Below are 12,579 nucleotides of genomic sequence, written 5' to 3'. Positions count from 1 at the left end.
TGCCCCTCCTATTCATTCCATTTTAAAATGGAATTTACAAGTCCATCAATGGTAAATTCATCTGCACTGATATCTACATTCATTCCAATATCTTTTACAGTTTGTGCTGTAATAGGTCCAATCACTGCAATTTTTATATCTTTTAATAATTCTTTATTTTCTTCTCCTAAAATCGCTATAAAATTTTTAGCTGTAGAAGAACTCGTAAAAGTAATAAAATCTATTCCTTCTTGTAATATATGGACTAATTTTTCTCTATCAGAATTTGGAATAGTTGTATGATAAATATCTATATGATCTACAATTGCATGCATTTTTTCTAATTCTTCAATAAGAATCGTTCTTGCAATATCCGCTCTAGGTAGAAGAATATGATCTCCTTTATTAATTTTATCTTTTAATCCTTCTACAATAGCTTCTGCACGAAAAACCTCTGGTACATATTCTACTAGTAGCCCTTTATCTTCTAAAACTTTTTGAGTAGCCGTTCCTATAGCAACCAGCTTAGCGCCATAAAGACTTCTCACATCTAATTTTAGTTCTTTTAATCTTTCAAAGAAAGCATGTACTCCATTGACACTAGTAAATATAATCCATTTATATTTTTGTATTTGTTTGATGGCCTCATCAATTTTTGTATAATCTTTAGGTTTTTCAATTTGAATGGTAGGAAACTCTATGGCATTTGCTCCTAAATCCTCTAATTGTTCAGATAAAACACTTGCTTGCGTTCTCGTTCTTGTAACTAATATTTTTTTCCCAAATAGAGGTTTATTTTCAAACCAATTTAGAGTTTCAGATAAATTTACTACTTCTCCTACAATAATAATAGATGGATTTTGAATGTTATTTTCTTTTATCATTTGGTATATATTGGATAATGTGCCTTTTGCCATTTTCTGATTTGCAGTAGTTCCTCTCATAATTACTGCTACAGGTCTATTTGGATCTTGTCCAAATTTTATAAGACTACTACAAATCTTATCTAAATTTTTAATCCCCATTAAAAAAATAAGTGTACCCTCTACCTTTGCCAATGCTTCATAATCAATTACATTTTCTTCTTTTGTAGGATCTTCATTTCCTGTAATCACATGAAAGGAAGAGCTTACATTTCTGTGAGTTACTGGAATTCCAGCATAAGAAGGAACAGCTATAGAAGATGTAATGCCTGGTACAATTTCAAAATGTACCCCATGATCTTTTAGAACCTTTGCTTCTTCTCCACCTCTTCCAAACACATAAGGGTCTCCCCCTTTAAGCCTTGCAACAACTTTTCCTTCTAAAGCTTTTTGTAAAATCAATTCATTGATTTCATCTTGAGTATAGGCATGATTATTAGGAGCTTTTCCTACATAAATCATTTCTGCATTTTCTTTTGCAAAAGATAAAAGTCTAGGACTTGCTAATCGATCATAAAGTACTACATCTGCCTTTTGAATACACTCTAACCCTTTTATAGTAATGAGTTTGTAATCTCCAGGACCTGCTCCAATTAAAAAAACCTTTCCTTTATTCATCTTATCACCTGCCTACAAATTTTTTAATATATCTTGACCACCCATTTTTAATGTTTCTTGTGCCATTTGGACTCCCAATTGCTCTGCATCCCATTTTCTGCAAGAATTTTCAAGTTTTATTATCTTTTTCCCATCTTCACTTGCCACTACAGTAGTCATATGAATTTTTTCTCCATCTACTTTTGCATAAGCTCCCATAGGTACATGGCAACCACCATTTAACTTTTTCATAAAACTTCTTTCTGCAGATATGCTCATTTGAACTTCTTTGTTGTTTAATGCTTTTACAATAGATTGAATCCATTGATCATCTTTCCTGATTTGGATAGCTAATGTTCCTTGTCCTACAGCAGGAGTAGAAATTTCTGTAGAAATATATTCTGTAATTTTATCTTCCCATCCCATTCGAATAATTCCTGCAGCAGCTAAAATAATTCCATCTAGCTTCATAGTTTCCATTTTTTCTATTCTTGTTTTAATATTTCCTCTAATAGGTTCAATAACAAGATCTGGTCTATAAGCAAGAATTTGAGCTGCTCTTCTTAAACTACTTGTACCAATTCTTGCTCCTTGTTTTAATTGATCTAATTGAATATGATTTTTACTAATAAGTACATCTCTTGGATCTTCTCTGTCTGTAACAGCACCAATAATCAATTCATCAATCATTTGATTGGGAACATCCTTCATACTGTGTACTGCTAAATCTATTTTGTTTTCAATAAGTGCGGCTTCAATTTCTTTTACAAAAAGTCCTTTGCCTCCAATTTTATTTAATGTTTGATCTAAAATTTTGTCTCCCATTGTTTTAATTTTGACTACTTCATATTCAAGATCAGGAAATTTTTCTTTGAGGCATTCTACAATCCAATACGTTTGCTTTAAAGCTAGATCACTTGCTCTAGAACCAATCACAATCCTTTTTTTCATAATTTTCACCTTTTCACTTTATATTTTCCTTATACAGTTGAATCAAAGCTTCCTTTATATTTTTAATTTCTTTGTTTTTGTATTTCTCCAATACATCATTATACACTAATTTTTCAAAAATTTCCTTCCTTAGATGAATATCTTTTACTTCTTTGATCATCATTTTCCTGATCTCTCCTAATACATAGATAAACTCTTCATATTCTTTAGGAAAAAGCTCCTTTAATTCTTCTTTAATTTTCTTAGTAAGCATAGGACTTTTTCCATTGGTAGAGATACACACTTGAAGATCTCCTCTATGAAATACTGCCGGTATAAAAAAATCACATTCTTTTGGATGATCTGCTATATTGACTAAGACGCCTTCTTTTCTTGCTTCCTTTATGCATAATTCATTGACTTTTTTATAGTTGGTAGTAATATAAGCTAAAAAATATCCTTTTAAATCTCCCTCTTTGTATTCTCTTTTTATATATTTTATTTTTCCTTCTTCTACAAGACTATTTAATTTTTCCGTTATATGAGGACTGATTAATGTTATATTTGCACCATAGCTTAAAAGGGAGGATATTTTTCTTTGGGCAACTTCTCCTCCTCCTATGACTAAGCATGGTTGATTATAAATATTTAACATCATAGGATAATATTTATTCATAAATTTTTCTCACTTTATCTATAATATAGTCTATATGATCAAAAACATGAGGATAATTAAGCTTTGGTCTTTGAATCATTACTACAAAAACATTCATTTTCTTAGCTGCTTCTAACTTTTGTATTGTTCCTCCATAATCGCCACTATCTTTAGATACTAAAATATCAATTTTATATTTTTTTATAATTTCCATATTCATTTGGGTAGAAAAAGGTCCTTGCATAGCAATAATATGAGAAGGTTTTATATTTAAATCTTCACATTTTTGAATTACGTTGCTTACAGGTAATACTCTTGGAAAAAGTCTATCTATATCTATCTTTTTTGTAAAAACTTCTAGTGTTTTGCTTCCAGTAGTAAGAAGAATATTTCCATTTAAAGTATTTAATTTATCTGCTGCTTCTTCATAATCAGAAACATAATCAATGATCTCTTCATATTGAAACAAAAGACTTTCTTTTCTTTGAAATCGAAGGTAGCATATATTCATTTTTTTACAAACATCTATTGCATTTTGTGAGACTTCTACTGCATAAGGATGAGTAGCATCAATAAGAATTTTTACATTCTTATTGATGATGATCTCTTCCATTTCCTCTTTGGAAAGTTTTTTGTGAATTACTGTGGATGTGTTGTTCTTGGGAATAAGTTCTGCTCCATAAGCAGTCGCCGTGGTAACTAAAAGTGGATATCCTAAATTTTGCAATTGATCTACAATCTCTCTTCCATCTTGGGTACCACTAAGAATCATGATCATAGTGTATATCCTCTAGGTGTAATCATTTTTCCATTTTTTACATATGTCTTTTGATTTCCTATAATCACAACCGTGAGCATATCAATAGGATAACTCAACATATGTTCTAAATCTGTAATGAAAATTTCTTCTTCTTCTCTTTTGGCATTTCTTACAATTCCAACAGGAGTACTAGGCGATTTATATTTTAACATAATTTCTCTTGCTTCTTCTATTTGATGAATTCTTCCTTTACTTTTAGGATTATAAATAGATATAATAAAATCACCCATAGAAGCACATTCAATTCTTTTTTTGATCAATTCCCAATCTGTGAGTAGATCACTTAAAGAAATTACAGCTGAATCATGCATAATAGGAGCTCCTAAACTAGATGCTGCTGCATTGGCAGCTGTAATACCAGGAACTACCTCTACCTCTACTTCTTCATCTCTTTCATGAACTACTTCTAGCATAATTCCTGCCATTCCATAAATCCCTGCATCTCCACTGCTGATAATACAGACATTTTTTCCTTTTAAAGCTTCATCCAAAGTAATATTACATCTTTCTACTTCTTTTCTCATTCCAGAGTCAATCACTTCTTTTTCATTTAATAAATCTTTGATTAAATCTATATAAGTTTTATACCCTACAATTACTTGCGAATCCTCTATTGCTTTTTTCGCTCTATCACTCATATGTTCATAACTTCCCGGTCCTAACCCAACTACATATATTTTACCCTTATGCATTTTTTTGCCTCCTATCTTTTTTACAGCTATATATATTCACTCCAAATAATTCACTTGCAATTTGAGCATATAAAATTCCTTTTCGATCTTCTCCAGCTCTTTTTAAATTAAGAATTGGCCTTTTTAACAATTTTTTAGTCAAACTTTTCATAACAATTTGAATTAATTCTTTATCCTTTTGTGAAGCATCTTCAAGTCTGTCCATTAAACTTTCAATCTCTGTTTCTAAGATTTCCGTACTATGCTCTTGAAGCTCTTCTATGACAGGAAATACCGAAAGACAATTGTACCAATTCTCAAATTGAATACATTCTTCAATAATCATTTTCATAGCATCTTTTGCTGCTTCTAATCTTGATTCCATATTTTCAAGAGACACTCTTTTTAATGCATCTAATTCATATAAAGATACCCCTTCTTCTTGTCCAATTTTAGGATCAATATCTCTAGGTATGGCAATATCCACCATGCATAATTTTTCTCCCCCATGATATTTTATAAACTCATCTTTCCTTAACACATAATGTGGTGCACTTGTAGAGCTTATAATAATATCTACTTTTGGAATCCATTCATATCTTTTAGAAAACTCTACTACCTGAATTTCTTTATATCTTTCTGACAAATCCATCACATGTCCTACTGTTCGATTGGTAACATGTATTTCTTTAACGCCCTTATCAATTAAATTTTCTATAGCAATACGACTCATTGTTCCAACACCAATGACTAAAACTTTTTTTTCTCTTAAATCCTTAAATATTTCTTCAATAAATTTTACTGCTATAGAGCTAATAGATAATGAGTTTTGAGAAATAGCAGTTTCTCTTTTGATTCTTTTTGCAGTTGTAATGACTTCTCTATAAAGTTTATTTAAAACTTTCCCTGTTTTTCCTATTTCTAAAGCATACTCATGGGCATTTCTTACTTGTCCTAATATCTGATCTTCTCCTAAAATTAAAGATTCAAGGCCTGCAGCTAGTTGAAATACATGTTTGACAGCTTCATTAGAATTTTTTACAAAGAAATAATCATCTATCATATCTTCTAATGAAAAAAAATCTTTATAAAAATTTTTAAGAACTTCTATTCCTTTATTTTCATTTTTCACAAAAGCTGTAATCTCACTTCTATTGCAAGTAGATAATATGACAACTTCTTCAATGTAAGGGTTTTCTCCTAAATATTCATATGCTCTTTCTAAATCACTTTTACTAAAAGATACTTTTTCCCGAATCTCAACCGGTGCATCTTTATGATTTACACCTACTACTACGATCTCCATTATTATCACCTTCTTCAAAGACTGCTATGGTTATTCCATCATAAGCTTTTTTATTTTGAATAAAATTTCCACCTTTACTACTTAAATAAGCTACTGGTTCACAAACGGCTCCCACCCCAGTAATTTTCTTTACAAATTCAGATGTTTTAAATTGATCTTGTACTTTTTTGATTTCTTCTCGATCTATAATGACCAATGGAATCTTTAATTCTTTTGCTGCTTCTATGAGTCCTTTTTCATCTTTTTTTAAATCTACTGTTGCTATATGCTTGATAGATTTTTGTGAAATGTTAAGCTTTATTAAGCTATCCTCAATAGCATTTAATATTTCTTCTTTTGATTTTCCTCTTCTACAACCTACCCCTAGTATAATGTTTTTGAGCCTTATAATTACTTGATCTATTGAATTAGATTCTATTTTTTCTTTGTTTGTAACATATATAATTCCTTTACAGTCCTCTATATCATTTTGAATGAATACTATATTTTCAGGTAGCGGGATCTTTATGGGAATATCTGAAGTAATCCCTACTTTTTCTTTATTGACAATATGAGCTGTAACTTTGGTAGCATCATAAAAACTTTCAATTTCTCCACCTATCATTATAGACAAAGTATCTACTGCAATAGAATCATTTACATCAGATGCTGTTGTAATTACAGGGTTGGCTCCTAATATTTTAGCAATATTTTTTGTATACTCGTTGGCTCCTCCAATATGTCCTGATAAAAGACTAATGACATTTCTCCCTTTTTCATCTAAAACAAGAACCGCTGGATCTATTTTTTTATCTTTTATATGTGGAGCAATAGATCTTACTACAATTCCTGTAGCCATAATAAATATTAAACATTCATACTCATGGAATATATGGGATACAAAATCAGAAACCTTTTCTTCAATAGGATAAATATTATCTTCTTTTATGATAAATTTAGGATTTACATATAATACGGTTTTGTCTAAATTTTTTAATAATCTATATCCTAGATTTGCCCCACCTTTTGTAAGGGTAATAATTGCTTTCATTCCTTTGCAGTCCTATATTCATGAGAAAAAGTTTTATCATAAAGTTTAGAATATTCGTATTCATTTCCTAGGAAATGTCCTACCAATATTTGAGCTGTCTTATTAATATCTGCTTCTTTTACCTTTTCCTCAATATTTTCTAATGTTCCTAAAACAATTTTTTGATCTTCCCAAGTAGCCTTTTGAATCACTGCAATAGGTGTATGACTTTCATAATGAGTCAAAAGTTTTTTTACTACTTCCCCAATCATATGAACTGATAAGAATATGCACATGGAAGCCTTGTGTTTAGCTAAACTTTCTAAGCTTTCTTTTTCTGGGACAGGAGTTCTTCCTTCCATTCTTGTAAGAATAACAGTTTGAGTCACCCCTGGCAAAGTAAATTCTTTTCCAATAGCCGCAGCTGCCCCTACAAAGGAACTAACACCTGGAATCACTTCATAAGAAATATTTTTTTCCTCTAATATATCTATTTGTTCTCTTATAGCACCATAAATACTTGGATCTCCTGTATGAACTCTGGCTACTAATTTTTTTTCTTTTTCTGCTGTTTCTATAACTTCAATCACTTCTTCTAATGTCATAGACGCACTATTATAAACTTGTGCTTCTTCTTTTCTACAATTAATAATTTCTTTATTTACTAAAGACCCTGCATAAATAATTACATCTGCTTTTTCTACAATTTTTCTTCCCTTTACTGTAATTAAATCTGGATCTCCTGGTCCTGCTCCTATAAAATACACCATTATATTTCCTCCTTTTGTTTTCTAGCTGATATCACATAAATAGGATTTAAAGCTTCCATAAGTGTATATTTTCCTAATGCTCTTCCTTTTGATATATTGATAGAAATTACATCTATATCTTTAAATCCTGTAGCCTTTAAAAGTTCCATAGACTTGTATAAAGTCTCAATAGTAATACAATTGATTACACATATTCCTTGATCTGTTAATTTTTCATAGCATAACTTTATAATGTCTTCTAATTCTCCTCCACTTCCTCCAATAAACGCTCTATCAAAGGTATTGATTTGTTTTAGAGCATCTTTTCCATTATTGTGAATGATTTGTATAGGCACATTAAATTTTTCACTATTCTTTTTAATGAGTTCTATTCCCTCTGGATTTCTTTCAATAGCTATGACCTTTTTACATATATGAGCCGATTCAATGGAAATTGATCCTGTTCCTGCTCCTATATCTACCATAACTAGATCTTCTTTTAATCTCAGTTTTGAAATGGTAAGGGCCCGTACTTCTTCTTTTGTCATAGGAACTTTCCCTCTAATAAAATACTCATCTGGGATTCCTGGCGTTTTAAATTTCCAATTCATCTACAATCACCACCACGCACATATTAAATTCACTGATATGAATTACTTCTTCTAACGATGCAAAAGTAATTTTTTCATTTGGATAAGAAAGATTTTCTCCTATAATCATGATTTTTCCTTGTATATGATTATTTAGCATTTTTCTTGCAATTTCCTTTGGAGAATATTTCTGATCTGTCAAAAGAATGACTTTTTTATATTTCTTTACAACGTCTAAAAAATCAAATTCTCTTCCATGAAGACTTCCTATATATGCATCATGCCAAGTCTGTCCTACTTTTGCCATCAAATATTGATAAGAACTAATTCCTGGAATCACTTCTAACTCATTTGATTTAAAATGCTTTTTTAAAAATCCTAACATACTATAAAAGCCTGTATCTCCTGAAAGAAGATAAGCTATTTTTTTGTTTTCTTTATTTTGTTTTGTATATTCTATAAGCTCTTTTAAATTAGATCCTATATAAAGCATTTCTTTCTCTAAATCTTTAAAATCCTCTAAATGCCTTTTTCCTCCAATTAATACATCACAATTGTAAATTGCATTCTTAACCGCAGGCAAAATGTAGTCTTTATGACCAGGGCCTATTCCAAGTATATAAATCTTACCCATTTTTAAATTCCTCCAGTAATTTTTTTGCCACTTGTCCTTGTCCTAAAATTTTTCGACCCATGCCAAACATAATCACTCCTATTTCTAATTCATTATGTACCCTAATCGTACATCTTTCTTCTGCTTTGTTACATAATTTTTCATAAATTTCTTCGTACCCTCTTTTTTCGATGATTTCTATAGCAGCTTCTGTTGTGACACACTCAAATAATTCTTCGATCACATGAGTAGGTGCACCCATCAAAGCAAGATTAGCTGCTAATATTTCTATTCTTCCATCAGAAACCTTACTATGAGTATGAAAAATACCTCCTGCTAATTTAACAAACTTACCTATATGTCCAATCATCAGCACTTTTTTAACTTTATATTCTACACATTTTTCTAATATAAATCCTATAAAATTGCTTGTTTTTGCTATTTTTTGTTTTGGTAAATGATAATAATGAATGGCTAAATCCTCACCAAAATTTCCTGGCACCAAAATAAGCTTTTCTGGATTTTCATAGATAGCCGCCTTCATCTCAATAGCTAAAGATTCTCTATAAGCTTCTTCGGACATGGGAACTACAATTCCAGAAGTTCCTAAAATAGAAATACCTCCTACAATTCCCAGTCTAGGATTAAATGTTTTTTTTGCAATTTCTTCTCCTTTGGGTACAGAAATAGTAATAATTGCTCCTTTATCTTTTGGTAAAACTTCTGAGACTTCTTTTTGAATCATCTTTTGAGGGACTGGATTAATGGCTGGATTTCCAGGAGCTATAGAAAGTCCAGGTTTGGTCACAACTCCTACTCCAACTCCACCTTTTATTTCTATTTTAGGTTCATCGATAATTTCTACTACTGCATGAATAAATATGCCATGGGTATTATCAGGATCATCTCCTGCATCTTTTTGTACTGCACAAAAGGCCCAATCCTTTTTTATTTCATATTCTTTCACCTCTATGTCTAGATCCCATCCCTTAGGAGTATGGATTCTTACAAAATCTACCTTTTTTTCAGTAATAGCCATCAAAGCAGCAGCTTTAGAAGCTGCTGCTGCACAAGAACCCGTTGTATATCCATATTTCATTTTTTTACCATTTTTTATAATATACTTATCCATTTTCTCTCCTTCTTTACAGCATATATAAAATGGCATTTACAATAGCTGCTGCTACTGTACTTCCACCTTTACGTCCCTTTACAATAATATATGGAACATCTAATTTAGAAAACTCATCTTTTGATTCAGCCGCTCCTACAAATCCTACAGGAACTCCAATTACAAGCTCTGGCTTTACTTCCCCTTTTTCTATACATTCTTTTAAAGTAAACAGTGCTGTAGGAGCATTCCCTATTACAAATATTTTATTTTTAGGGTCTTTTATCGCTTTTTTCATAGCTGCCATAGCTCTTGTTGTTCCTTCTTCTTTCGCTGTTTTTGCCACATCTTCATCAGAAATAAAACAATGTACTTCTCCACCATATTGAGACAGTCTATTTTTATTAATTCCTGACATTGCCATCTTTGTATCTGTCACAATATGAGATCCTGATTGTATAGCTTCTTTGGCTTTTTCTATTGCATCAGGAGAAATGACTGTGAGATCTGCATATTCAAAATCCGCAGTAGTATGAATAATACGTTTTACAATTTTTCCAATCTCCTCTGGAAAAGTTTTATCTCCTAGTTCCTCCGTAATAATTTCAAAGCTTCTTTCTTCAATTAAATGTGGTATTTTTATATATTCACTCATTTTATTCCTCCTAATTATTTAAATAAAATTTTAGGTCCACCTTTTACCATTTTTGTAAAATAATCCTTGTAATAAATTTCAAAAATGCTCTTTTTTTCCATTTCATTTGCAAATTTCTCTATATCTACTTTATCTTTTTGAAATAATATGCCTAGTACAGTCCCACTATGAGCTACATTGACTCCATAGCAATTCATTTTCAAGGCCATATCCATGATTTCTTCTAATTTATCTTTATAAAGTATATTTTGGTTTGTCATAGCACTTATATTTGCAGCTTTCCCTAAAAGATGAAAATCTTTCTTTACATAACTTTCCTCAAAAACTTTATATGCTTTTTCTACATTCTCTTTATTTTTGATTCTTAAACTTTCATAATTATTTTTTCTAAAAGTCTGGGTATTTACTTGACCTCTTGATTCTAATACCCATATGTCAAGATGGGGATTCCAATCAAAGCTTTTTACTTTTACACCATTTAGATGATCAAATAAAGTTAGTTGTTGAAAAATAGTACTATCTGTAGGTTCTATTTGAGTACATATTTTTGCTAATGCTTCATCTGTTATTTCTTTCCCTAAATAAGCTGCTGTAGCTATAATAGTTGATGCTAAATCAGCTGTACTACTCGCCATACCTTTTTCTATAGGAATATTGGAATCAACATCTACACTTAGCTCATCTCCTATTTGATCACTTTCTCCAAAAAAATCTAGAGTTTTATACATAGCCTTTATAGCTTTTTTCTTATTTGGATCTCTTATAGGATTTTTACATTCTTTCAAAGTCACTACAGAATACATGTCTATAGGATAGGATATTAATTTTTCTCCATCTTTTATATATCCTTGTAATAATTCCCCACAAGAAGCAGGACAAATTCCCTTAATCTTCATAAGATACCTCTTTTAATGCGTTTAATAATTTTAGATTAGACTCTTCGTCTTTAATAGCAATTCTATAAAAGGAATCATCTAAATTTTTATAATTATCGCAACTTCTAATCAATATTTTTCTTTTGAGTAAAGCCTCTTTTAAATTTTTATTAGATTCCATATATTTGAATAATATATAATTTGAGCTTGGAGGATAAACTTTTAGATTCTTGATCTTTAAAAGTTCTTCATAAAGTTTTTTTCTTTCCTTTATAATCCATTCTTTACTTTTTTGTATATAATATTCATCTTTTAGAACCATTCCTGCCATTGCTGCATAACTATTTATACTCCAAGGCTCTTGATTGTTTTTGATCTCTTCTAATATTTTTATATTGCTACTTAATCCGTATCCTATTCTTAGTCCTGGTAATGCATAAAATTTTGTTAATGCTTTAATAATATATAAATGATCATAATCTTTTAGAAGGGAAATCACACTTTCTTTCTCTCCATTTTCTACAAATTCCATAAAAGCTTCATCAATCATTACATGAATATTTCTAGATTTACATATGTTTAATATCTTTTCCATTTTACTTTTTGCAATCAACTGACTTGTTGGATTGTTAGGATTACAAAGAATCAATAAATCTATAGAATCATGTAAAATATTAAAAAAGTCATCATCTATTTGAAAATTATTTTCTTCTTTTAATAAATAGTATTCTACATTGCTTCTTGCTTTTTTAAGTGCTCTTTCATATTCTAAAAAAGTAGGTGCTAAAATTAAACTATTTTTTGGTTTTATTTCACGAATCATAGAAAAAATCACTTCTGTTGCACCATTTCCTACAACAATCCAATTAGAATTAATTTTATGATATTCTGAAATATCTTTGATCAAATCCTTATATTTAGGATCTGGATACTTTTGAATTGTATCTATATTCAAAATCATACATTCTTTAAAATCTTTTGGAATTCCTAGTGGATTAATATTTGCACTAAAATCTATGATTTCTTCTTCCTGTATCCCTAGTCTCTGTGCAATTTCATATATATTTCCGCCATGCTCTACTCGCTTCATCCTACC

The 12,579-nt window shown here is 30.3% G+C and carries 14 protein-coding genes; all 14 read right to left on the bottom strand.

Annotated elements, in window-relative coordinates:
- Positions 1 to 8 precede the first annotated feature (8 nt).
- The 14 genes from cobA to cobD are packed head-to-tail and all read right to left on the bottom strand — an operon-like array spanning position 9 to position 12,573.
- The gene (cobA, locus tag BN2409_RS10800) at positions 9 to 1,520 is read right to left on the bottom strand and encodes a uroporphyrinogen-III C-methyltransferase (RefSeq protein WP_053956645.1); all 1,512 of its coding nucleotides are present in this window, start codon (positions 1,518 to 1,520) and stop codon (positions 9 to 11) included.
- A 12-nt stretch (positions 1,521 to 1,532) separates the two neighbouring features.
- Positions 1,533 to 2,450, bottom strand: coding sequence for a hydroxymethylbilane synthase (gene hemC / locus BN2409_RS10795; RefSeq protein WP_053956644.1), 918 nt, complete (start codon positions 2,448 to 2,450; stop codon positions 1,533 to 1,535).
- 13 nt (positions 2,451 to 2,463) lie between these two features.
- Complete coding sequence (locus tag BN2409_RS10790) at positions 2,464 to 3,105, bottom strand: precorrin-2 dehydrogenase/sirohydrochlorin ferrochelatase family protein (RefSeq protein WP_053956643.1); 642 nt, start codon at positions 3,103 to 3,105, stop codon at positions 2,464 to 2,466.
- Positions 3,098 to 3,862 (bottom strand): cobalt-precorrin-6A reductase, encoded by a 765-nt coding sequence (locus BN2409_RS10785; protein WP_053956642.1) that lies wholly within the window; start codon positions 3,860 to 3,862, stop codon positions 3,098 to 3,100. Before BN2409_RS10785 ends, BN2409_RS10790 begins: the two co-directional genes overlap by 8 nt.
- Positions 3,859 to 4,596, bottom strand: a complete 738-nt coding sequence (gene cobJ / locus BN2409_RS10780; RefSeq protein WP_053956641.1) for a precorrin-3B C(17)-methyltransferase — start codon at positions 4,594 to 4,596, stop codon at positions 3,859 to 3,861. Before cobJ ends, BN2409_RS10785 begins: the two co-directional genes overlap by 4 nt.
- Positions 4,589 to 5,881 carry a glutamyl-tRNA reductase gene (gene hemA / locus BN2409_RS10775; protein ID WP_053956640.1) on the bottom strand — a complete coding sequence of 431 codons (1,293 nt, stop codon included), beginning with the start codon at positions 5,879 to 5,881 and terminating at the stop codon, positions 4,589 to 4,591. Before hemA ends, cobJ begins: the two co-directional genes overlap by 8 nt.
- A complete protein-coding gene (gene cbiG / locus BN2409_RS10770) occupies positions 5,850 to 6,911 on the bottom strand; it encodes a cobalt-precorrin 5A hydrolase (RefSeq protein ID WP_053956639.1) in 1,062 nt (353 codons plus the stop codon). The genes hemA and cbiG overlap by 32 nt, the downstream gene beginning before the upstream one ends.
- Positions 6,908 to 7,660 carry a precorrin-4 C(11)-methyltransferase gene (gene cobM, locus BN2409_RS10765; protein ID WP_053956638.1) on the bottom strand — a complete coding sequence of 251 codons (753 nt, stop codon included), beginning with the start codon at positions 7,658 to 7,660 and terminating at the stop codon, positions 6,908 to 6,910. The genes cbiG and cobM overlap by 4 nt, the downstream gene beginning before the upstream one ends.
- Positions 7,660 to 8,250 carry a precorrin-6Y C5,15-methyltransferase (decarboxylating) subunit CbiT gene (gene cbiT, locus BN2409_RS10760; RefSeq protein ID WP_053956637.1) on the bottom strand — a complete coding sequence of 197 codons (591 nt, stop codon included), beginning with the start codon at positions 8,248 to 8,250 and terminating at the stop codon, positions 7,660 to 7,662. Before cbiT ends, cobM begins: the two co-directional genes overlap by 1 nt.
- Entirely contained in the window at positions 8,234 to 8,863 is a 630-nt protein-coding gene (cbiE, locus tag BN2409_RS10755; protein WP_053956636.1) for a precorrin-6y C5,15-methyltransferase (decarboxylating) subunit CbiE, read from the bottom strand. The genes cbiT and cbiE overlap by 17 nt, the downstream gene beginning before the upstream one ends.
- Complete coding sequence (cbiD, locus tag BN2409_RS10750; RefSeq protein ID WP_053957718.1) at positions 8,856 to 9,974, bottom strand: cobalt-precorrin-5B (C(1))-methyltransferase CbiD; 1,119 nt, start codon at positions 9,972 to 9,974, stop codon at positions 8,856 to 8,858. The genes cbiE and cbiD overlap by 8 nt, the downstream gene beginning before the upstream one ends.
- Positions 9,975 to 9,987: 13 nt before the next feature.
- Positions 9,988 to 10,608, bottom strand: a complete 621-nt coding sequence (locus BN2409_RS10745; RefSeq protein ID WP_053956635.1) for a precorrin-8X methylmutase — start codon at positions 10,606 to 10,608, stop codon at positions 9,988 to 9,990.
- A 14-nt stretch (positions 10,609 to 10,622) separates the two neighbouring features.
- Positions 10,623 to 11,504: a GHMP family kinase ATP-binding protein gene (locus BN2409_RS10740; protein ID WP_053956634.1), complete on the bottom strand. Its 882-nt coding sequence runs from the start codon at positions 11,502 to 11,504 to the stop codon at positions 10,623 to 10,625.
- Complete coding sequence (cobD, locus tag BN2409_RS10735; RefSeq protein WP_053956633.1) at positions 11,494 to 12,573, bottom strand: threonine-phosphate decarboxylase CobD; 1,080 nt, start codon at positions 12,571 to 12,573, stop codon at positions 11,494 to 11,496. Before cobD ends, BN2409_RS10740 begins: the two co-directional genes overlap by 11 nt.
- Positions 12,574 to 12,579 lie beyond the last annotated feature (6 nt).

This window comes from Inediibacterium massiliense (genome assembly GCF_001282725.1).
Taxonomy (GTDB): domain Bacteria; phylum Bacillota; class Clostridia; order Peptostreptococcales; family Thermotaleaceae; genus Anaerophilus; species Anaerophilus massiliensis.
Note: the sequence above shows the minus strand (reverse complement) of the source record. Positions and strands in the feature narration are given on the sequence as shown.